This window comes from Acidovorax sp. JG5 (genome assembly GCF_017939685.1).
Classification (GTDB): Bacteria; Pseudomonadota; Gammaproteobacteria; order Burkholderiales; family Burkholderiaceae_C; genus Acidovorax.
In genome coordinates this window covers 1-20,803 of the sequence record NZ_JAGKSE010000020.1, presented here as the reverse complement: position 1 = coordinate 20,803, position 20,803 = coordinate 1, and the positions used below count along the sequence as shown (strand labels likewise).

16 protein-coding genes and 1 pseudogene are annotated in these 20,803 nt (G+C 65.3%); 7 read left to right on the top strand and 10 right to left on the bottom strand.

Going from position 1 to position 20,803, the window contains the following annotated elements; genetic code table 11:
* The first annotated feature begins 3 nt into the window (after positions 1–3).
* The 3 genes from J8G26_RS15655 to J8G26_RS15645 are packed head-to-tail and all read left to right on the top strand — an operon-like array spanning position 4 to position 4,787.
* A complete protein-coding gene (locus J8G26_RS15655; RefSeq protein WP_087745889.1) occupies positions 4–552 on the top strand; it encodes a methylated-DNA--[protein]-cysteine S-methyltransferase in 549 nt (182 codons plus the stop codon).
* A complete protein-coding gene (locus J8G26_RS15650) occupies positions 549–1,457 on the top strand; it encodes a DMT family transporter (protein WP_087745891.1) in 909 nt (302 codons plus the stop codon). Before J8G26_RS15655 ends, J8G26_RS15650 begins: the two co-directional genes overlap by 4 nt.
* A 27-nt stretch (positions 1,458–1,484) precedes the next feature.
* Positions 1,485–4,787, top strand: coding sequence for an EAL domain-containing protein (locus J8G26_RS15645; RefSeq protein WP_210570036.1), 3,303 nt, complete (start codon positions 1,485–1,487; stop codon positions 4,785–4,787).
* Between the two features lie 78 nt (positions 4,788–4,865).
* On the opposite strand, the gene J8G26_RS15640 is transcribed toward J8G26_RS15645, so the two are convergent.
* The 4 genes from J8G26_RS15640 to J8G26_RS15625 all read right to left on the bottom strand — a co-directional run bounded on the left by J8G26_RS15640 (position 4,866) and on the right by J8G26_RS15625 (position 10,212).
* On the bottom strand, positions 4,866–6,845 hold the full coding sequence (locus J8G26_RS15640) for a propionate--CoA ligase (RefSeq protein ID WP_210570035.1): 1,980 nt from the start codon (positions 6,843–6,845) through the stop codon (positions 4,866–4,868).
* A gap of 188 nt (positions 6,846–7,033) precedes the next feature.
* A complete protein-coding gene (locus J8G26_RS15635) occupies positions 7,034–7,639 on the bottom strand; it encodes an isochorismatase family protein (protein ID WP_210570033.1) in 606 nt (201 codons plus the stop codon).
* A 57-nt stretch (positions 7,640–7,696) separates the two neighbouring features.
* A complete protein-coding gene (locus J8G26_RS15630; protein ID WP_210570032.1) occupies positions 7,697–8,611 on the bottom strand; it encodes a ribose-phosphate diphosphokinase in 915 nt (304 codons plus the stop codon).
* Between the two features lie 2 nt (positions 8,612–8,613).
* Positions 8,614–10,212: a thymidine phosphorylase family protein gene (locus J8G26_RS15625; RefSeq protein ID WP_246881430.1), complete on the bottom strand. Its 1,599-nt coding sequence runs from the start codon at positions 10,210–10,212 to the stop codon at positions 8,614–8,616.
* Between the two features lie 117 nt (positions 10,213–10,329).
* On the opposite strand from J8G26_RS15625, the gene J8G26_RS15620 reads away from it, so the two are divergent.
* Positions 10,330–10,893, top strand: a complete 564-nt coding sequence (locus tag J8G26_RS15620; protein ID WP_210570031.1) for a C40 family peptidase — start codon at positions 10,330–10,332, stop codon at positions 10,891–10,893.
* Positions 10,894–10,940: 47 nt separating this feature from the next.
* Here J8G26_RS15620 and J8G26_RS15615 read toward each other — a convergent pair whose 3' ends face one another.
* Positions 10,941–11,315, bottom strand: coding sequence for a hypothetical protein (locus J8G26_RS15615; protein ID WP_087745901.1), 375 nt, complete (start codon positions 11,313–11,315; stop codon positions 10,941–10,943).
* Positions 11,316–11,584: 269 nt separating this feature from the next.
* Between J8G26_RS15615 and J8G26_RS15610 the strand changes: the two genes are divergently transcribed.
* The 3 genes from J8G26_RS15610 to J8G26_RS15600 all read left to right on the top strand — a co-directional run bounded on the left by J8G26_RS15610 (position 11,585) and on the right by J8G26_RS15600 (position 15,350).
* Entirely contained in the window at positions 11,585–11,836 is a 252-nt protein-coding gene (locus J8G26_RS15610; RefSeq protein ID WP_087745903.1) for a GlsB/YeaQ/YmgE family stress response membrane protein, read from the top strand.
* A gap of 42 nt (positions 11,837–11,878) precedes the next feature.
* Positions 11,879–12,382: a hypothetical protein gene (locus J8G26_RS15605; RefSeq protein ID WP_087745905.1), complete on the top strand. Its 504-nt coding sequence runs from the start codon at positions 11,879–11,881 to the stop codon at positions 12,380–12,382.
* Between the two features lie 217 nt (positions 12,383–12,599).
* The gene (locus J8G26_RS15600; RefSeq protein ID WP_246881434.1) at positions 12,600–15,350 is read left to right on the top strand and encodes a DEAD/DEAH box helicase; all 2,751 of its coding nucleotides are present in this window, start codon (positions 12,600–12,602) and stop codon (positions 15,348–15,350) included.
* Positions 15,351–15,451: 101 nt separating this feature from the next.
* Here the strand turns inward: J8G26_RS15600 and J8G26_RS15595 are convergent, their stop codons facing one another.
* The 5 genes and pseudogenes from J8G26_RS15595 to J8G26_RS15575 all read right to left on the bottom strand — a co-directional run.
* On the bottom strand, positions 15,452–16,426 hold the full coding sequence (locus tag J8G26_RS15595) for a class I SAM-dependent methyltransferase (protein WP_210570030.1): 975 nt from the start codon (positions 16,424–16,426) through the stop codon (positions 15,452–15,454).
* Between the two features lie 222 nt (positions 16,427–16,648).
* Complete coding sequence (locus tag J8G26_RS15590) at positions 16,649–18,070, bottom strand: aspartate kinase (RefSeq protein WP_210570029.1); 1,422 nt, start codon at positions 18,068–18,070, stop codon at positions 16,649–16,651.
* 128 nt (positions 18,071–18,198) lie between these two features.
* Positions 18,199–18,579, bottom strand: a complete 381-nt coding sequence (locus J8G26_RS19645; RefSeq protein WP_143218392.1) for a type I restriction endonuclease — start codon at positions 18,577–18,579, stop codon at positions 18,199–18,201.
* Positions 18,580–18,619: 40 nt separating this feature from the next.
* The gene (locus J8G26_RS15580) at positions 18,620–20,077 is read right to left on the bottom strand and encodes a Fic family protein (protein WP_210570028.1); all 1,458 of its coding nucleotides are present in this window, start codon (positions 20,075–20,077) and stop codon (positions 18,620–18,622) included.
* A 216-nt stretch (positions 20,078–20,293) separates the two neighbouring features.
* Positions 20,294–20,803: pseudogene (locus tag J8G26_RS15575) on the bottom strand (dihydrolipoyl dehydrogenase); the annotation flags it as partial.

Here is a 20,803-nt window from a genome sequence, read left to right as displayed (position 1 = left end):
ACCATGCAATACCACCCTTCCACCGTACAGACAAGCACCTCGACCCACCTGGGCACCGTGCGACTGGCCGCTTCTCCACGGGGTCTGGCCGGCCTGTGGTTTGACGGCCAGCGCCATTTGCCCGCGCAACTCGACGGGCCCCATGCCTGGCCGCACGACCCGCAGCACCCGGTGCTGGTTGCCGCCGTCGGGCAACTGCAGCAATACCTGCGCGGCGAGCGCACCCGGTTCGAGCTGCCGCTGGACCTGGCGGGCGGCACGCCGTTCCAACAGGACGTGTGGCGTGCGCTGCTGTCCATTGGTTGCGGCCACACCACCAGCTATGGGGCGCTGGGCCAGCAACTGGGCCGCCCGACGGCCGTGCGCGCCGTGGGGGCCGCCGTGGGGCACAACCCGATCAGCGTGGTCGTGCCCTGCCACCGCGTGCTGGGCAAGGATGGCGCCCTGACGGGCTACGCCGGCGGCCTGGAGCGCAAAAGCGCGCTGCTGCAACTGGAAGGCGCTGCGCTGCGCCCGGCGCGGGCACAGGCACAGGGCGAGGTGGGCGCATGAACGCCCCCGCGCCCCAACCCGTGCCGGCCTGGCTGGGCGAGTTTGTGCTGCTGGCAGCCCTGTGGGGCGCATCTTTTTTGTTCATGCGGCTGGGGGCCGCCGAGTTCGGGCCGCTGCCCACGGCCGGGCTGCGGGTGGCGCTGGCCACGCTGTTCCTGTGGCCCATCCTGCTGCAACAAGGGCAGTGGCCGGCGCTGCGCAAGCACTGGAAGCCAGCGCTGCTGTCGGGCGTGGTGAATTCAGCCATTCCATTCGCCCTGTATTCCTGGGCTGTACTGCACATCACCACAGGTCTGGCTTCCATCCTTAACGCCACGGTGCCCCTGTTCGGCGCCCTCGTAGCCTGGGTGTGGCTGGGCGACCGCATCAACCGCCTGCGCTGGCTGGGCTTGGGCATAGGCTTCGTGGGCGTGGCGCTGCTGGCCTGGCGTGCACCGGGGGGCGCGGGCCTCCAATCGGATGACGCGCCCTGGGCTATCGCTGCCTGCCTGGGGGCCACCACCTGCTATGCCATCGCAGCCAGCTTTGCCCGGCGCAACCTGGTGGGAGTGCCGCCGCTGGCCGCCGCCACGGGTAGCCAATTGGGTGCAGCGCTGGGTTTGTTCGTACCCATGCTGTGGTTCTGGCCCGCGGTCATGCCGGGGCCGCGCGCCTGGGCGGCCATCGTGGCCATTGCCATCCTCTGTACGGGCATTGCCTACATCCTCTACTTTCGCCTGATTGCCCACGCCGGCCCCAGCCGCGCCCTGGCGGTGACGTTTCTGGCGCCGGTGTTTGCCCTGCTGTATGGCGCGGTGTTTTTGCACGAGGCCATCACGCCGTGGATGATCGGCTGCGGGCTCATCATCGTGTGCGGAACGATGTTGTCAACAGGACTTATCGGGACGTCGCCCACTCGGCGGTGAGTCACGGAACGGGCCTAAACTCGGCGCATGGATCTTGTGCCGGACCTCAGAAATCACCTCGCCGCCGAGCAGCAGGCCAACCGTGATTTGCGCCAGCGCGATCAGCAAATGCGCCTGGCGCTCGATGCCCTGGGCGGCGGGCGCTGGGAATGGGACATTTCGCGCCAGAAGCTGGCATGCCATGGCCGCTTTTATGCCGCCTTCGGCATGGAAGCCGCCGACACAGAGGACGCCTGGGAACGCTGGCACACGCGCAAGCATCCGGCCGATGCCGCACGCCTTGCCGACAAGATGGATCGCGCCATGCGCGGGCAGCTCGACACCTACGAAGCCGAGTTCCGCATTCTGGACACGGCGGGCCGCTGGCGCTGGGTGATATCGCGCGGGCTGGTGGACGAGCGCGATGCCGACGGGCGCCCGCTGACGCTGCTGGGCATGGACGTGGACATCACGGCCCAGCGCGAGGTCGAGGAGGCGCTGCGGGCCTCGGAAGCCAAATACACCACCATCTACCAGACGCTGCCCGACCCCGCGGGCATTTCGCGGATATCGGACGGGCGCTATCTCGACGTGAACCCGGCCTTTTGCGAGTTGCTGGGTGAAGGGCGCGACGCCGTGCTGGGACGCACATCCACAGAACTCAACATCTGGGCATCGCCCACTGAGCGCGCACGCATGCTCGAAACCTACCAGCGCGAAGGCCGGGTGGACCGCCTGCCCATGGTGGCGCAGCGCAACGGGGAGCGCGTACCGGGCCTGATGTCGGCGCGCCGCATCGTGGTGGAGGGGGAAGACTGTTTCTTGTTCGTCTTTCACGACATGACCGAGGCGCAGCGCATCAGCGACGAGTTGCGGGCTCTGAACAACCTGCTGCAGCAGGCCGGTCGCATGGCGCGTCTGGGCGCATGGGAGAGTTCGCGCACACCGGGCATGGTGTACTGGTCGGATGTCTGCTATGACATCCACGGCCTGCCCCCAGGTGCCCCGCTGGCGGGTGACTACATCGAACGTTTCGTGGCGCCCGCGTGGCAGGACGCGGTGCACCGCGCATCGCACAACTGCATCCACCGCCGAGAGGAATGGAGCCTGGAGGTCGAAATCGTCCGCACCGATGGCCGCCACGCCTGGGTGCGCACAAGCGGCGCGCCGGTGCTGCAGGACGGCGCCGTCACCGGCATGCGCGGCGTGCTGCAAGACATTGACGAGGCCAAGCGCTCCGCGCAACGGTTGCTCCAGTCGGAAGACCGGTTTTCGCGCATCTTCCACCTGATGCCCTACCCCATGGGCATGACGCGGCAAAGCGACGGTGCCTATGTGGAAGTGAACCCCGCGTGGGAGCAAGTGCTGGGCTTCACGCGCGAACAAGCGGTGGGCAGCTCAGCCATCAAACTGGGTATTTTTGAGGCGCCCGATCGTGCCCGCCTCATTGACGTGGCCCGGCAGGACGGCCAGCTCGACGCCTACGAGGTTCCGATCATCACGCGCAGCGGCGAAGAGCGCACCGTGCTGCAATCCATGCGCGCCACGGAGTTCGATGGCGAAGCGTGCTGGCTCTTCGCGCTGCAGGACATCACCGACCGCAAGCGCAGCGAAGAGCAGGTGCGCGAGCGCGAAGCGCTGCTGTCGCTCACCATTTCGGCCGCCGCGCTGGGGCTTTGGGACTGGGATCTGCAAACCGGCATGGTCCATGGCGATGCGCGCTGGCGCACCCTGCGTGGCGCAGGCACCGACGATGCGGCCGCGCCCGCCGTGCACTGGACGACCGGGGTGGCCGCCGACACGCTGCCCGGCATTTCAGCGGAAGTCGCGCGCCACAGCGCCCATCCTGCCACCCCGTTCGACGCTACCTGGAAAGTGACGCTGCCCCAGGAAGGGACCCGATGGATTCGCAACCTGGGCAAGATCATCGGCCACAACGGCGCCGGCCAGCCCACGCGCATGCTGGGCGTGGCCATTGACGTCACGCCGCAGCGCGAGCAGGAAGAGCTGCTGCAAAAACTGGCCCATTACGACGCACTGACGGGCCTGCCCAATCGCGTGCTGCTGGCCCACCGGCTGCAGGACGGCATGGCCCTGGCCCGCGCCCAAGGCACCCAGCTGGGCGTGGCCTACCTGGACCTTGATGGCTTCAAGCCCGTCAACGACCGCCTGGGCCACGGCGCGGGCGACCGGCTGCTGGTGGTGGTGGCGGGCCGGCTTTCACGCTCGTTGCGCCCGCAAGACTGCGTGGCCCGCCTGGGCGGCGACGAGTTCGTGATCCTCATGCCCGGCCTGGCCACGCACGCCGATGGCGAACGCCTGCTGCAACGCGTGATGGAGAGCATTTCTGCGCCCTACACGCTGGACACCGAGCGCGTGGCGGTGACGGCCAGCATCGGCTACACGGTGTTCCCCGCGGACGACGCGGACGCCGACACCCTGCTGCGCCACGCAGACCAGGCCATGTATGCCGCCAAGCAGGCAGGACGCAACCGGTTTCACCAGTTTGACGCTGCGCAAGAGCGCGCCCAGCGCGCGCAACGCGAACAGGGCCTGCGCCTGCGCGAGGCCCTGGCGCAGGCGCAGTTCGTGCTGTTTCTGCAGCCCAAGGTGGTCATGCAAACAGGTCAGGTGGTGGGGGCCGAGGCGCTGGCACGCTGGCAGCACCCCGAGCGCGGTCTGCTGCCACCGGGCGCTTTTTTGCAGCTGCTGGACGGCACCGAGCTGGAGATTATTTTTGGCCAATGGGTGGTCGAAGCCGCACTGGCACAGCTCGAGCAATTGCTGGATGCAGGGCTGAACCTGCCTGTGAGCGTCAACATCTCGGCCCAGCAACTTCAGCAACCCGGTTTTGCCGCGTGGATGGTGCAGTGCCTGGCCCGCCACCCTCGGGTGGCGCCCTGCCTGCTGGAGCTGGAAATCACCGAAAGCGCGGCGTTGTACAACCTGGCGGCGGTCGCCGAGACACTGGCCACGCTGCGCGCGCTGGGCGTGGTGGTTTCGCTTGATGATTTTGGCACCGGCTATTCATCGCTCACCTACCTGCGCCGCCTGCCGATGGACACGCTCAAGATCGACCAGAGCTTCGTGCAGGGCATGATGGCCGACCCGGGAGACCGGGCCATCGTGCAAGGGGTGATCGGGCTGGCGCAGTCGTTTGGCTACCAGGTGATTGCCGAGGGCGTGGAAACCATCGAACAAGGGCAATTGCTGCTGCAGCTCGGTTGCGCCAAGGCCCAGGGCTATTGCATTGCGCGGCCCATGCCCCTCGGTGCCTTCATCGACTGGACCCGCCACTGGCGACAACCCACGGCGTGGCAGCACCAGCACGTCGCAGAATATTTGATCTAAAAACGGCTGCAGCGCTTATCCATAAAGCGCGAGCAGCTATTGTTTTTGACACGGCTTGTGCCGCGTCGAGCCCGGCGGTCAGGGGCCGACCAGATCTTTGACCTGCTGCAGCGCGGCCGGGTCGTCCATGGTGGTCAGATCGCCCGGATCGCGGCGCTCGGCCACGGCCTGCAGGGCGCGGCGCAGCAGCTTGCCGCTGCGCGTCTTGGGCAGCACGGTCACAAAGTACACGCGCGAGGGCCGGGCCACGGCGCCGAGCTGGCTGTCCACCTGCTTCATCACCTCGCCTTCGAGCTTCAGGCGCGCGGCGTCGTCGGTCAGGCCCGAGGCATCGCGCGGCACGGCAAAGGCCATGGCCACCTGGCCCTTCAAGCTGTCGGCCACGCCCACCACGGCCACCTCGGCGATGTTGGGGTGGGACGAGATGGACTCCTCGATCTCGCGGGTGCCCAGGCGGTGGCCGGCCACGTTGATCACGTCGTCGGTGCGGCCCAGGATGAAGTGGTAGCCGTCGGCATCGCGAATGCCCCAGTCAAACGTGCTGTAGATCAGGCGGCCGGGAATGCTCTTCCAGTAGGTGTTGACAAAGCGGTCGTCGTCGCGCCACACGGTTTGCATGCAGCCGGGGGGCAGCGGCCCTTCGATGGCCACCACGCCCTTTTGGTTGGGTACCGTCAGTTCTTCGCCGTTGCTCTCATCGATCAGCTTGACGTGGTAGCCATACATGGCCTTGCCAGGGCTGCCAAAGCGCGTGGTTTGCTGCTCCACGCCGTTGGCCAGCGTGAGGATGGGCCAGCCGGTCTCGGTCTGCCAGTAGTTGTCGATGATGGGCACCTGCAGGGCGTCGCTGATCCACTGCGCGGTGGGTTCATCGAGCGGCTCGCCGGCCAGCCACAGCGCCTTGAGGGTGGAAACGTTGTACTTCTTGAGCCAGCTGGCGTCCTGCTTTTTGAGCACCCGCACCGCCGTGGGCGCCGAGAACATGTGGGTGACCTGGTATTTCTCGACAATGCTCCACCACACGCCCGCGTCGGGCCGCGTGGGCAGGCCTTCGTACATGATGGTGGTCATGCCGGCGATCAGCGGGCCATAGATGATGTAGCTGTGCCCCACCACCCAGCCGATGTCGCTGGTGGCAAAAAAGACCCCCACGCTCCGCCGCTCGCGCGGGTCGCTGCCCCCCGGGGGGGCCGCGTTTTCACCTTGGGGCGGCCCGGCGGTGAAAACCTCATCGCCCGCCTTGGCGTCAAAGATGTGCTTCATGCTCGCCGCCAGCGCCACGGTGTAGCCCCCCGTGTCGCGCTGCACGCCCTTGGGTTTGCCGGTGGTGCCGCTGGTGTAGAGCGTGTAGCTGGGGTGCGTTGATTCGACCCATTCGCAGGGCACGGTGGTGTTCAGGTGCTTCTCGCGCAGCGCGGCCCAGTCGTGGTCGCGGCCGGCGCGCATGGCCATGGGCGCCAGGCCCCGATCCACCATGAGCACGGCGGCAGGCTTGTGTTTGGACAGCACAATTGCTTCATCCAGCAGCGGCTTGTAGGGCACGCTTTTGCCGCCACGCGAGCCAGCATCGGCGCTGACGATGGCCACGGGCTCGGCATCCTCGATGCGCGAGGCCAGCGAGCCCGAGGCAAAGCCGCCAAACACCACCGAATGCAGCGCGCCAATGCGCACACAGGCCAGCATGGCAAAGGCGGCCTCGGCGATCATGGGCATGTAGATGAGCACGCGGTCGCCCTTCTTCACCCCCAGGCTTTGCAGCACGGCGGCCATGCGCTGCACTTCGGCGTGCAGTTCGGCAAAGCTGTAGCTGCGCTCGGTGTCGGTTTCGGTGGAGATGGCGACCAGCGCCGGCTGGCTGGCGCGGTCTTTCAGGTGGCGGTCGATCGCGTTGTGGCACAGGTTGGTGGTGCCGCCGACAAACCACTTCGCAAACGGCGGGTTGCTGTAGTCGCAGATCTGCTGGGGTTGCGTTTTCCAGTCAATCAGCTGGGCCTGCTCGGCCCAGAAGGCGTCGCGTTGGTCGATGGACTGGCGATAAAAGTCGGCGTAATTGGGCATGGAGCGTCTCCTCGGCATCTCTTGTCCTGCAGGGGATGCAGGTTTTGAATTCATAATTATTCATAACGGGCTTGCGGCAAGCTGACGCACCGAAGTATTCGCTATGCTATTTATTCAATAGCTACCAACGCTTTATAAATAAGCGCTAGAGGCCAAAAAGACCCAAAATCACCAAAAAACCAGCGGCGCTATTTCACCAGCGCCAGAACGTCCTTGAACACCGGGTTTTCGCAGGTGCGCAGCCATTCAAACGCCACCATCTCGGTGGTCACCAGTTCGGCCCCCGCTCCGGCCAGGCGGTCGAAGGCGGCATCGCGGTTGCGTTCGGTGCGCGAGCTGCAGGCGTCGGTCACCACCCACACCTCGAACTCGTCTTCAATCAAGTCGAGCGCGGTCTGCAGCAGGCATACATGGGCTTCGCAGCCAGCAATCACGATGGTGCCGCGCTCGGGGGCCTGCTGGGCGGGCTTTTGCAGGTGCTTGGGCAGGCTGCGGGCATTGCCGCCCTGCTGGGGTTTGGCGGGCGGGCGCAGCCATTCACCCAGGCCTTCCTCGGCGGCGCTGAAATGCATCTTGGCCAGGGTGTTGTGGCACAGGGCGCGCAGCGCGGCATCGTTGCCCCCCAGGCGCGAGGGGTTTTGCTCGGTACCCCATACAGGCACCTCCATGAGCTGGGCAATCTTAGCCAGGCGCAGCGCATTGGCCAGCACGGCAGGGCCCTCAAAGATGGCGGGCATCAGGCGTTCCTGGTAGTCCACCAGAACGAGTTGGGATTCAGAGGCGTCGAGCAGCATGGTGTCTTTCGAAAGCGGTCAGTGGCACGCGGAAGGCACTGATTGTCGCAGCCCAAGTCATGCAGGCAACAGCGAACGAAGCGCACCCGCCAGGGGTTCCGCCATGGGCACGGCGTTGCTGGCGTGGGGAATGCAATCGGTGCTCCACACCTCGCCCACCCCGGCATCGTGCAGGGCCTGCAAGGCATCGCCGGCAAACAGCGCATGGGTGACGGCCACGTCCACCGACGCCGCGCCCGCCGCCCGCAGCAGCCGGGCCGCCTGGGCCAGCGTGCGGCCGGTGCTGGCCATGTCGTCGAGCAGCACCACGGTGCGCCCCTGGGCGTTGATCGGCGGCAACTCGATGGTCACATCGCGGTCGCCGTGGCGCACCTTAGTGCACACGGCACGGTCAAAACCATGGCGTGCGGCCGCCTGGGCAATCCACTGGGCCGACTCGCCATCGGGCCCCACCAGCAAGGCACCCGGGCGCCGCTGCGCAATCAGGTCGGCCAGCGGCTCGGCACCGCTGAGCACGATGGCCTGCGGCACGGCAATCGCCTCTTTCAGCGACGCCACGCGGTGCAGGTGCGGGTCCACCGTGATGACGGCATCGACCAACCCGGCCAGAAACCCGCCAATCACCTGCTGGCTGACCACTTCGCCCGGCGTGAAGGCCATGTCTTGCCGCATGTAAGCCATATAGGGCGCCACCAGCGTGATGTGCCGTGCACCCAGGGTGCGGGCGGTGCGAGCCGCCAGCAGCAACTCCACCAGCTTTTCGTTGGGCTCGTGCAGGCTGCGCAGCAGCACCACATGGGGTGGCAGGCGCCCTGCCCCATCCACCGGCAGCCGCAGCTTGAGCTCGCCATCGGGGAAACGGTGGCGGTCGATCGTCTTCACGGGCAACTGCGCGGCCTGCCCGAGCCGCCGGGCGGCATCGGTCTCGTCCGCAAAATGCAGCAGGCAGGCCTGCGGGGGAGCGAGTTGCATGGTCAGAACTCCACAAACACCTGGGGCACGGCGTCGGCAGCACCCAGGCGATAGCCGATGTCGCGCGCACTGGCCTGCCGGGCAAATTCGAGGTCGGCGGGGTAGCCGGCGTGCACGCGGTACAGCACATCACCCTGCGCCACCGTGGCGCCCAGCTTGTGCATGAGGTCAACGCCCGCGCCCTGCACCTTGGGCGCCCCGGCCAGGCGCGCCACGCGGGCAATCTGGAAATTGTCGATGCCCACCACGGTGCCGCTCTCCGGTGCGCAGACCTCAAAGGTCAGCGGGCCCAGTTGCGGGTGCAGGTGATCGAACCCCTTGCTGCCCTGCGCGTTGATGATGTCTTCCATGCGCCGCAGCGCCCGGCCCGAGTCGAGAATGTCGCGCGCAATGGCATAGCCGTCGCCACCGCGCACGTCGGGGTCGCATTCAATCAGGCGGCCCGCCAGTCGCAAGGCCTTCTGGCGCAGGTCGTTGGGCGCGTCTGGGTCGTTTTGCAGCACGCGCATCACGTCACGCGCCTCCAGCACCGGGCCAATGCCGTTGCCCACGGGCTGGCGGCCATCGGTAATGACCACGTCCAGCGACAGGCCCATGCGCCGCGCCACATATTCAAACAACCGGCGCAGGCGCTGGGCTTCTGGCATGGACCGCACCTTGGCCGTGGGGCCGATGGGGATGTCGAGCACCAGATGGGTGGCGCCGGCAGCCACCTTTTTTGACAGGATGGAAGCCACCATCTGCCCGGGCGAGTCGATCGACAGCGGGCGCTCCACCGAAATCAGCACATCGTCGGCGGGCGACAGATTGGCCGCGCCGCCCCAGGCGAGGCAGCCGCGGTAGTCGCGCACGATGTCGGCCAGCTGCTCGAAGGGCAGCTCCACATTGGCCAGCACCTCCATGGTGTCGGCCGTGCCTGCCGGCGAGGTGATGGCGCGCGACGATGTCTTGGGGCACAGCATGCCGTGCGCTGCCACGATGGGCACCACCAGCATGGTCGTGCGGTTGCCAGGAATGCCGCCGATGCAGTGTTTATCGACCACCAGCGGCTCGTGCCAATCGAGCCGTCGACCGCTGGCCACCATGGCGTCGGTCAGGAAGAACACTTCTTCGCGGTCAAGCTCGTCGCGGTTGCAGGCAACGACAAAAGCCGTCAGCTCGATCTTGGAATAGTGGTGGCCGGCAATGTCGCGCACGATGGCGGCGTAGTCCGCCCGTGTCAGGCGCTCGCCGGCAATTTTGCGAAACAGCGCGCCCATGGATTCGGGTGGCTCTGCCTGCGTTACCGAGACGGTGTGGCCGTTTTCCACATCGAGCTGGGCAAAGGCGTCTTCCGACAGCCCCAGTTCGTTGCAGCCGACGATGGCGGCGTCGTCCACCACATTCACGGTGGCCAGGATATGACGCCCATTGGCGCGCACCTCGATCTTGGAAAGCGCCTGAAAGCCCTCGGCCCGGTACACCGCGCAGTCGCGGTGCAGGTAGGCGACGTTTTCGCGCCAGGTGTCGATGGCGACACGGCGCAGCGCCAGTTGCGAGGGGATCTGATTGGAAACGGGTGCAGGGGGAAAGTCCCGGGGTTCGCTGGTCTCAATGTGCATGGGCAGCAGACTACACCGAAAATCCCCCTGCTAAAACCGTAAAGCGATTCAAATCAATGACTTGCGCAGAACACCGGATTCCGGGCGTGTAAGAAAAGCGTGTTAGTCTCCGCACCCATGTCCCGTTGGTTCATTGCCTTACTCCTCACCTGCGCCTCTGCCGCCCAAGCTGCCCCTTCAGCGGCATCCCCCGAGGACATCGAGCGTTTTCTGGCCGACAAAGGCTTGATAACCCAGCTTGATGAAGTGCGCCATTCCGTCGCAGACAAAGCCCATGTGGTCGCAGACCGTACCGCGGATCTGATCGGCAACGCCATGGGTTTCATCGGCGTGCCCTACCGCCGGGGCGGCACCAGTGCCACCACCGGGTTTGATTGCAGCGGCTTCGTGCGCGCTGTGTACGAAAAAACCGTGGGTATGGTCCTGCCCCGCAAGGCCGACCAGCAAGCCGCCAGCACCGAGGTCATTGACAAGAAAGAGCTGCAACCCGGCGATCTGGTGTTCTTCAACACCATGCGCCGCGCCTTCAGCCATGTCGGTATCTACGTAGGCGACGGCAAATTCATCCATTCACCGCGCACAGGCAGTGAGGTGCGGGTGGAGGACATGCGCCAGTCGTACTGGCAGCGCCGCTTTGACGGTGCCCGCCGTGTGACGGTGGAAGCCAAGGCCCAGCCCTGAAATTGCGCCAGCAGCGCCGCCGTCTCGTGCAGCGCCGCCCAAACCGGTCATGGTGTGACCGTCGTCACTGTTTCAGTGCTTCGTATCGGACCACCCGTGATATTCACGGGGCCTAGATGGGGGTTGGTGCGCATGGCGCGTGCATTGGCCATGTCCTGCTGGTAGCGAGACCGGGCATCCGCCTCACAACCCTTGCGTTCCTTGCCCTGGGGCATGGCCCGGCACTCCTCCAGGCTAATTTTCAGCCCGCCTCCCGCCTCGCGGATGGCTGACTGGTAGCGTTGCTGGGCGGTGGTGTCCGGAATAGCACCACGCGTCAGCGATGCTTCTTCGCCGCCCTGGGCAAAAGCGGGCGCCGAAAATACACCTGCCACCACCCACGCCACGGCGGCCAACAGGCCAGAAGCCGAAAAGTTCTTCATGCGATTTCCTTAAGAGTCCATCAGTAGCTGAAACTTTAGGCGCGCGGCAGGGTTGCACCCATAGTCCCGCTCCCACGCAATGCGCAGGCGCGCAGCGCGCTGGCATGTCGGACAAGGCCGATATGCATTTCTCTTGCCGTCCGCGCCATGCCGCGGCAGCCATCCTTAAAAAAATCTTCCCGTCCGAATGCACAAGGCCTTGTCTGACACACGCGTCTGGTGAATTTGCCATACAGTGGCACCCATCTTTGTTCTTACCAGGTGTACCCATGCTCTCAATCCTCGGAACCCTCATCGTCGGACTCATCGTTGGCTTCATTGCACGGGCAATCAAACCGGGCGACGACAAGATGGGCTGGATCATGACGGCTTTGCTCGGCGTGGCGGGCTCGTTTTTGGCGAGCTACGTGGGGGCTGCCATGGGCTGGTACACCCAAGGCGCACCGGCAGGATGGATCGCCTCGGTGGTCGGCGCCGTGATCTTGCTGGCAATTTACAGCCTGGTCAAAAGCAAGACCTGATCGCCGACACCCTCACAGCACTGCAGGCAAGGCGCCGCACCCATGCCATCCGCCCGGCAAATGGCCGCTGATCACCCGGAGCTGGCTGCGGCCGTGCAGCGCAGCCGCCGCCTGCTGCACCGGCGCGCCTTGGTGGCGGCGGCGGCCAGCGCGGTGCCCGTGCCAGGGTTGGACTGGGCGGTCGATGCCGCCCTGCTCTCGCGCCTGCTGCCGCAAATCAATGCCCAGTTTGGCCTTACCCCCGAGCAACTCGACCAGCTCGACCCCCAAAAGCGCGAGCAGGTGCAAAAAGCGGTCGCGCTCGTCGGCTCGGTGCTGATCGGCAAGTTCATCACCAAGGAACTCGTGCTGCGCGCCACCCGCACGGTGGGCCTGCGCCTGACCACCAGGCAGCTGGCCAAATACGTGCCACTGGCAGGCCAGGTGGTGGCGGCAACGGTCGGCTATGCCACCTTGCGCTATCTGGGTGAACAGCATCTGCGCGACTGCGTGCAAGTTGTGCAACAGGCCCGGTTGCGTTTGCCGGCCCCGCCAGAACGCTCCTAAAAAAATAGCTATCCCCGCTGATGGCATAAGCGCGGAACGCGGTTTTCTCTATATACACGGCGCATTCCAGGTTGGCGCCCGGCGTTTTACCCGCACCGCCAACTGGCAATATCCGGCACCCGGCCGCAAGGCAAAATTGCAGCCCATGGCTACCGCTGGCAACAACGCCCCTTTCTCCCCCGGCCCCTATCCTGCGGCGCGCGAAAAGGCCGTGGCGATGTGGCTTCAGGCACTGCGCAGCCATGCCGATGCCGCCACCCTGAAAACGCTCACACCGCTGTCGGGCGCGGAAGCCGCCCGCGTCATGGCCTTGCTGCGCGAGGAAACGCCGCAAGCGGCGCTGCCTGCCCTTGCGCCAGAGCCCACCGCCACGCCCGCGCTGGCGCACGGGAGGTTCTGCCCCCGCATCACCCTCATGACCCTGGGCCGTGGCGATGGCCTGCTGGGCCTGCAACCGCAAGGTAAGCTGGGCCCGCGCGGCGACAGCGTGACGCTGGTGCGGATCGACTGGACCTACCGCACCGACAGTGGTGCCACCTGGCAGACGCCCGCCCCCGCCTCCATCCTCAACGCGCGCCCGGCCCCGGTGCAAGACCTGTTCGACACCGGCGGTCCCGTGGTGCGCATGCAGCGCAATCTGGCGGCTGAATCCGACGCCATGGACCGCATGTGGGACCTGGGCCTGATCCCCGTGGACGCCACCAAGCTGCAATGGCGCCACCGCGCTGCCGCCGCCACGCTGGGCCCCGTGTGGACGCTGGCGCAGGAGGCGCACTTTGGCGACTTCTGGGCCGAGCAGATCCCGCAGCTGCGCGCCGAGGGCTGGAGCGTGGTGGTGCACCCCGGCTTTGCGCACGAAAGCGTGCCCGTACAGCGCTGGAAGCTGCTGATCGCCCCCGACACCGGTGAGCTGCTGGGCAAGGAAGTAGATGGACCCTTGGCCGCACGCGAACGCCCCGTGCAAAAGCTCATGCTGCCCGAGCGCGAAGGCGCCTGGCTGCTGAGCCTGGGGATCGAGATCGACGGCCAGACGTTGGACCTGGCCCCCATGCTGGCCGACCTGCTGCGCCGCGACGCCCGCTGGCTCAACGCCCAGCAAATGGCCGCCATTGACGACATCGCCATCATTTCTCTGCGCGCCCCGGGCGGCAAACGCATCGAAGCACCCGCCGGCCCGCTCAAGGCCATCGTGGGCGCCATGGTGGATCTGCTGACCGACCCGACACGGAATCAGCGCAAAGACGGCGACCCGCTGCACCTGGGCGCCTGGGAAGCCCGCCGCATCGAAGCCCTGCGTGCCGGGCTGGTGCAGGCCCACCGCGTGGGCACGGTCAACGGCTGGAACAACGACTGGCAATTGCAGGGCGACGCGGGCCTGGCGCAGCTCGCCCAGCGCCTGCGCACCATCGGCACCCCGCAGCCGGTGGCCGCACCGCAGGGCCTGCAGGTGCAGCTGCGCCCGTACCAGCTCGAAGGCCTGGCCTGGCTGCAATACCTGCGCGAGCAGGGCCTGGGCGGCATCCTGGCCGACGACATGGGGCTGGGCAAAACCGCGCAGGCCCTGGCCCATGTGCTGGCAGAGAAGGAGGCCGGGCGCCTGAAGCGCCCCGCCCTGGTGGTGCTGCCCACCTCGCTGCTCTTCAACTGGCAGGCCGAGGCAGCGCGCATGGCTCCCGGACTGCGCGTGCTCGCGCTGCATGGCGCAGACCGTGGCAAACGCTACCTGCAGGTGGCCGACCACGACCTGGTGCTGACCACCTACCCGCTGCTCTGGCGCGATGTGGAGGCACTGGCCGCGCAGCCGTTTCACCTGCTGATCCTGGACGAAGCGCAGATGGTGAAAAACGCCGGCAGCCGCAGCGCCCGCGCCCTGCGCAAGCTGCAGGCACCGCACCTGCTGTGCCTGACCGGCACGCCGCTCGAAAACCACCTGGGCGAGTTGTGGGCGCAGTTCGACTTTTTGATGCCCGGCTTTCTGGGCGACGTGCGCAGCTTCAACGCCCGCTGGCGCAAGCCCATCGAGGAGAACGGCGAAACCCTGCGCGCCCAGTTGCTGGCGCAGCGCGTGCGCCCTTTCATCCTGCGCCGCCGCAAACAGGACGTGGCCACCGAACTGCCGCCGCGCACCGAAACCATCTTGCGCGTGCAGTTGCAGGGCAAACAGCGCGAGTTGTACGAGGCCGTGCGCACCACCGCCGACAAGCAGGTGCGCCGCGCGCTGGAGCGGCAAGGCTTCGAAGGCTCGCAAATCGCCATCCTGGACGCCCTGCTCAAGCTGCGCCAAGTCTGCTGCGACCCCCGATTGGTGAAAGGAACCACGAAGACGGCCCACACCATGGAACGCGCCAAGCTGGAATTGCTGGCCGACCTGTTGCCCGCGCTGGTCGATGAAGGCCGCCGCGTGCTGGTGTTTTCGCAGTTCACCGAAATGCTGGCGCTGGCGGCCGAATTGCTCGACACCCTGGCCCTGCCCTACCTCACGCTCACCGGCCAGACGCCGCCCCGCCAGCGCGGTGCAGTCGTCAAAAGTTTTCAGGCGCAGGACGAAACGAGTGCCCCTATCCTGCTGGTGAGCCTCAAGGCCGGTGGCCTGGGCCTGAACCTCACCGCCGCCGACACCGTGATCCACCTCGACCCCTGGTGGAACCCCGCCGTCGAAGAGCAGGCCACCGCCCGCGCCCACCGCATCGGGCAGGACCAGCCCGTGTTTGTCTACAAACTGGTGGTGGAAGGCAGCATCGAAGAACGCATGCTGGAGCTGCAGGCCCGCAAGGCCGCGCTGGCCCAGGGCGTGCTGGGCCACGACACCGAGGGTGCGGTCAAATTCAGCGAGGCCGACCTGCACGCACTGCTCGCACCACTGACCGAGCCAGCCAACAACCCGCTGGGCATACCGGGCGAAGACGCGCTGCGCTGGGGCGGCACGGGCAAACGGCGGCCAAGGCCATTGCACGCCCCCGAGGTTTGAGGGCGATTTTGGCCTGTAGCGCCCGCCAGATAAGCGCTTACAGCTATTAAATTAAAAGCAACTCGCGAAATGGCGCACCCTGCCACCGGGCAGTGCTTCCTTCACCCGCCCTGGCCGGGCAGCTCAGGCGCCTGGTACACCAGCACCTTTAGCGCCCTGCCCTCGTCCACATCGGCAAACACGGGCGGGTTGGCCACGCGCTCCACAAAGCGCAGTTCGGGCGCCAGCTCGCGCATCTGGTCTTGCAAAAAGGCCAGGCCCAGCTCGGGCGCATTGAGGCACAGCAGTGCGTGGCCGCCGGGCGCCAGCAGGTCGAGCAGACGGCGCATCAGGCGGGCGTAGTCCTTGGTGGCGACAAAGCTGCCCTTTTGGTAGCTGGGCGGGTCCACAATGACCAGGCCGTAGGGGCCGCTGCGGTTGATCTTGCCCCAGCTGCTGAAGATGTCGTGCGGCAAAAAGGCGGCACCCGTGGCAATGCCGTTGAGCTGGTGGTTCTGCTGCCCGATGGCGATGGCGCCGTGGCTCATGTCCACATTGACCACCTGTTTGGCCCCCGCCTGCAGCGCCACCACCGAAAACGCGCAGGTGTAGGCAAACAGGTTCAGCACCTTCAGGCCATAGCGGTCGGCGCGGCGCGCGGCAGCGTAGTCATGCACCCAGCGGCGGCCCGCCGCCATGTCCAGGAACAGGCCGTGGTTCTGGCCGCGCAGCACATGCACCTTGAACTGGGCGCCGTGCTCTGTCACGACATGCGGGTCGGGCACGCTGCCGGCCATCAAGCGCGTTTCGGTGCGGCCCTGGGTGCGCAGCGCCTCGTTGCGGCACTGGAACACCCAGTTCAGTGGCTGCCCTGGCGCCAAGGCCTCCCACCGCTGGGCCAGTGCGGCGCCGATGGCGGCCAGTTGCGCCTCTGTCTCGTCGCCCGCAGGCAAAAAACTGGTGAGCACGAAAACGGGCGGGTAGGCATCAAGCGTCCACTGCTCACAGCCAGGAAAGCGCCCGCCACGGCCATGAAAAATGCGCCTTGCATCGGTGGGCAAAGGCATGGCGGCTATGGCGTCAAGGAGGGCTTGCATGCAAAAAGGCTTCCGACAAGAAAATCAGAGTGAAAACAACAGAACGCGCTTGTCAATCATGGCCGAGCAGCTATTGATTCAATAGCACGAGGGAATGATCGCTGGCGGTACAGCGCAGCGCGGATGTGCGCCCATGCTGGGCACACCACAAAAAAAGCCCGCTCACGGCGGGCTCTGGTTCGGGCGCAGGAAGCCGCAAAGCGCTGCCCCGCCACGCTCGCGTCAGACACTCGGAACCGGCGTCCCCGAGTTGACGCACAGCGCCATGTTCAGCGCCTTGATGGCGGTCTTGTAGTCTTCGCGCTCGATCACGAACTGCATGTTCACCTGGCGCAGGGTTTGCGACACGCAGTTCACATTGACATGGACATCGGCCAGCGCCTGCGCGGCCTTGGCCAGCACGCCGGGAATGCCGATGTTGGAGCCAATGGTGCAAACAATTGCGCTGGGCTTGATCGTCACGACCTGGTAGGCGTCTTGCAGCTCCGCCACCAGCTCGGGCGTGACCTGGTTGTCCCACACCAGGTGGGCGATGGAGTTGGCGTTGGTCGCCTTCAGGATGTAGCTCACGTCGTGCTTGCAGAACACGTTCATCAGGCCCGCATCAAAGCCCACGGTGCCCACCATGCTGGGGTCGTGAATCTCGATCAGCGTGACCTTGTCGGTGCCGGTGACGATTTCCACACGGGCGCGCTCGCCCACAAAGTCCTTCGTGATGAGTGTGCCGGGGTGGTTGGGCTCAAAGGTGTTCTTCAGGCGGATGGGAATGCCGGCCAGTTCCATCGGCTTGGCGGCCTTCGGGTGGATGGCTTCCATGCCCACGTCGGCCAGCTGGTCGGCCACGTCGTAGTTGGTGGCGCCCACCACGATGGCGTTTTCCAGGCCCACCAGGTTGGGGTCGGCGGACGACAGGTGGAATTCCTTGTGGATCACGGCCTCGGCGGGGCGCACTTCCACGGCGATCTTGCTGAAAGTCACCTCGGAATAGCCCCGGTCAAACTCGCGCATGATGCCTTCGGTGCCCTTGGTGTAGCCAGTGGCCACCACGACCTTGTCGCTCAGGTCCAGGTCCTTGAAGCTGTGGGCAATGCGCTCGTCAATCGTCCATGCTTCGCTGTCGTTGAAACCGGCCAGGTCCATCAGGATGGCATTGACGCCATTGGCCTTGAGGATCTCGACCGAATTGAACGCGCTGTGCGACTCGCCAATGGAGGCCAGCACTTCGCGCGCCGCCAGCAGCACATCCTTGCGGCTGAGGTAACCGCTGGCCAGCACATGCTGCATGGCGTTCAGGTATTCGCGCGCCTGGCCGATACGCTGGTCGATGAAGGCATCGGCCACATTGAGCGGCAAACCCAGGTCGGCGTAACCCGCGTTCAGCTTTTTCAGGCTGGCGGCCAGTTGGGTCAAGGCGTCCTGGTAGCCCTTGCCTTCAGCAAACAGGGCGTAGATGCCGCGCTCGCCCGTCTTCTTGTGCTCCAGCAGCTGGTTGGTCACCCCAGAGTAGGCGGACACCACATAGATCCGGCCGTAAATGCGTTGGGGATCGTGCAGCATGATGTGGCGCAGCACATCGCCAAAGGCGGTCATGGAAGTGCCGCCGATCTTCTCGACAGAGATCTTGGAGTTTTGAACGTCTTGCATGGACAGGCTCAGGGGAGCAAAAAGGTGGAAAACCGGGGCGGGTGCAGCACCCCAAGGGGCGGCAGCAAGCCCGCTATTTTCCACGAGTTTTTGAAGGTGCTTTTCACCTTGTTTGCTGAGACGCGCACTCAGGCCAATCGCGACTCAATAAAACTATCAAATTGAACTCCGGGCACCTTGGCTCGCACAATGTTCCAGAAGTCTGGCGTGTGATTCGACTCCAACAGATGCGCCAACTCATGCACGATGACGTAGTCAATCACCGACAAAGCGTCTTTCACCTTCGGTGATTTGGCCTCTACCACCACCACCGGGATACCGTTCACAAACAGCACTACGTCGGGAACGATGTGGTGCTCTGTGCCCAAAATACGCACCTTGAACTGGCACACCGCAATGAAACGGTTGTTGCTCACCTTGTCAAAATCGATGAACCGCACCGTGGAGCTTTTTTCGCCCGTCGCGCGGTTTTCACTCACGCTGGTGCCATCAGTCAGCAGGCGAAACACATGCGCTCGTCGAGTTTGATTTGTTGCTGGCTCAGCTTGCTCATGGCCTGTCCTTGTTAAGCCACTGTCTCCCTAGGGCAGTCAATTGGTATTTTTGGAGCCGACTGTTCGGCTTCTCTGGCACGGTCATTTGCACAAGCCCAGCACCCAACGCGGGCCGCACATACAGCGCCATAAAGTTGGGTCGGTGCACCAAGCCCAATGCCTGCATCAGCGCTTGCAAGCTCAGTGTTTGATCGCCCAGCACATTCATCAGGCGCTCGACTTGTTCGGTGACTTGTTCGGTGACTTGTTCGGTGACTTGTTCGGTGACTTCGGGGGCAACCAGGACTTCGACTTGTTCGGCCTGCTTTTGCCCAGCCCGCAGCACCTTCAAATACGCCGGGTCAAACGCAAACTCCAGCCACATATCGTTGGGCTCATAGCGCAGCACCGGCTTGGGCGACCCCGCTGCTTCGCAGGCCGCAAAAATCCGCTCCACGCCACGGCCCCAGGCCTCAATCTCGCCCGCCCTGAAAAAAGCATTCGCCAGCGCCGGGTTGTAGGGGCTGGACGAATGCGCGCCCAGCAGCGTGTCCATCGTCCAGCCCTCGGGCAGCACCGCCGGGTTCCATAGGCGCAAGCGGTCTTCGTACACCCGAATTTGCACCGGTGCGGTCACCGCGTAGTCGCGGTGCACCAGCGCGTTCAGCACCGCCTCGCGCAGCGCGGCACGCGGCACGGGGAAGGTCTCCACACGCACAATGCCCTCGTATGAAATCACAGCCTTCAGGTACTTGGTCAGCAGCAAATCCAGCGTGGTCTGGGCCTGGTGGAACAGATCGCCCTCCACCTCGTCGTGGTACAGCAGCTCGGTCTCGGTCTGGAAATACCCTACCTTCACAAACGCCCCAGTCACAAAGCGCTGCGGGTCAGCCGCAAACAGCAAAGCGGTAGCGCGTTTGAAATAAGCGCCGTCTTTCAGGCGCAACTTGTCCAGCAAATTAGCATCGCTCTCGGCCAGCGTCTCGGCATCCAGCCGCCCACTGCGCTGGGCCAGCTGGCGAAACCGCGCCATGGCAGAGGGCGACACATCGGCCAGGCTGAACTGGGGCAGCGGCACACCATCCCAGGTGCGGCCTTGGCGGCCCAACAAAAAGCGGTCTAGCGCCGCGCCTTTAAGTTCTTGCAGCGTGCTGCCGCTGCGCATGTAGTAGTGGCCCCGGTAGCTGATGGGGTTGGGGTAGGCCTGCACCACCAGCTCCAGATACGGCAAGTCGCCTTCTCCACCTTCTTCGTGCAGGTTCACATCCACCACCATGCCCAGCAGGTCGCGCACCTTGTTAGGCAGGTCTTCCAGCAACTTGGCCGCATCGGGCAGGCCGACCACCTGGCCCTTGTCATTCACCCCCAGCAGCAAGCGCCCGCCTTGCGCATTGGCAAAGCCACACACCCAGCGCAAATAGTCGTCGCGCCACGTTTCTTTCCATTCGGTGTGTTGGGATTCTTGGTGGCGCATGGGCGTGTTCTCGGGGGTCAGGCGGCAGCGGGTTCCAGTAGGTCGGTAAAGGGTGATTTTTATGGGGGTCATTGCGCGCGCCGAAATAGCCCAAAAGTATGCCACGGCAGGTCCCACGAGCCACGGTAGCAAACCATAAAAGAAAAAGCCGCGCAGCCCTTGCAGAGCTTGCGCGGCTAGCTACTGAATCAGTAGCATTTTCAGAGCCTCATTGGCTCACTTCTTTTGCGGCGGCACGTCAGTGCAACTGCCATGCGCAATCTCCGCCGCCATGCCAATGCTTTCGCCCAGCGTGGGGTGCGGGTGGATGGTCTTGCCGATGTCCACAGCGTCGGCGCCCATTTCGATGGCCAGGGCGATCTCGCCAATCATGTCGCCCGCGTGGGTGCCCACGATGCCGCCGCCCAGGATCTTGCCGTGGCCATGGGCCTCGGGCGAGTCGTCGAACAGCAGTTTGGTCACGCCTTCGTCGCGGCCGTTGGCAATGGCGCGGCCCGAGGCCGTCCAGGGGAACAGGCCCTTCTTGACCTTGATGCCTTGGGCCTTGGCCTGGTCTTCCGTCAGGCCCACCCAGGCCACTTCGGGGTCGGTGTAGGCCACACTGGGAATAACGCGGGCGTTGAAGGCGGCGGCTGCCAGTTCCTTGTTGCCCTGCAGTTCACCCGCGATGACTTCTGCCGCCACGTGTGCCTCATGCACCGCCTTGTGCGCCAGCATGGGCTGGCC

Excerpts from the sequence above, each read along its gene's own strand:
- J8G26_RS15650 (WP_087745891.1), top strand. The coding sequence starts at position 549 with ATGAACGCCCCCGCGCCCCAACCCGTGCCGGCCTGGCTGGGCGAGTTT.
- J8G26_RS15595 (WP_210570030.1), bottom strand. The coding sequence starts at position 16,426 with ATGCAAGCCCTCCTTGACGCCATAGCCGCCATGCCTTTGCCCACCGAT.
- J8G26_RS15640 (WP_210570035.1), bottom strand. The coding sequence starts at position 6,845 with ATGCCCAATTACGCCGACTTTTATCGCCAGTCCATCGACCAACGCGAC.
- J8G26_RS15590 (WP_210570029.1), bottom strand. The coding sequence starts at position 18,070 with ATGCAAGACGTTCAAAACTCCAAGATCTCTGTCGAGAAGATCGGCGGC.
- J8G26_RS15645 (WP_210570036.1), top strand. The coding sequence starts at position 1,485 with ATGGATCTTGTGCCGGACCTCAGAAATCACCTCGCCGCCGAGCAGCAG.
- J8G26_RS15610 (WP_087745903.1), top strand. The coding sequence starts at position 11,585 with ATGCTCTCAATCCTCGGAACCCTCATCGTCGGACTCATCGTTGGCTTC.
- J8G26_RS15655 (WP_087745889.1), top strand. The coding sequence starts at position 4 with ATGCAATACCACCCTTCCACCGTACAGACAAGCACCTCGACCCACCTG.
- J8G26_RS15620 (WP_210570031.1), top strand. The coding sequence starts at position 10,330 with ATGTCCCGTTGGTTCATTGCCTTACTCCTCACCTGCGCCTCTGCCGCC.
- J8G26_RS15605 (WP_087745905.1), top strand. The coding sequence starts at position 11,879 with ATGCCATCCGCCCGGCAAATGGCCGCTGATCACCCGGAGCTGGCTGCG.
- J8G26_RS15625 (WP_246881430.1), bottom strand. The coding sequence starts at position 10,212 with ATGCACATTGAGACCAGCGAACCCCGGGACTTTCCCCCTGCACCCGTT.
- J8G26_RS15615 (WP_087745901.1), bottom strand. The coding sequence starts at position 11,315 with ATGAAGAACTTTTCGGCTTCTGGCCTGTTGGCCGCCGTGGCGTGGGTG.
- J8G26_RS15600 (WP_246881434.1), top strand. The coding sequence starts at position 12,600 with ATGTGGCTTCAGGCACTGCGCAGCCATGCCGATGCCGCCACCCTGAAA.
- J8G26_RS15580 (WP_210570028.1), bottom strand. The coding sequence starts at position 20,077 with ATGCGCCACCAAGAATCCCAACACACCGAATGGAAAGAAACGTGGCGC.
- J8G26_RS15635 (WP_210570033.1), bottom strand. The coding sequence starts at position 7,639 with ATGCTGCTCGACGCCTCTGAATCCCAACTCGTTCTGGTGGACTACCAG.
- J8G26_RS15630 (WP_210570032.1), bottom strand. The coding sequence starts at position 8,611 with ATGCAACTCGCTCCCCCGCAGGCCTGCCTGCTGCATTTTGCGGACGAG.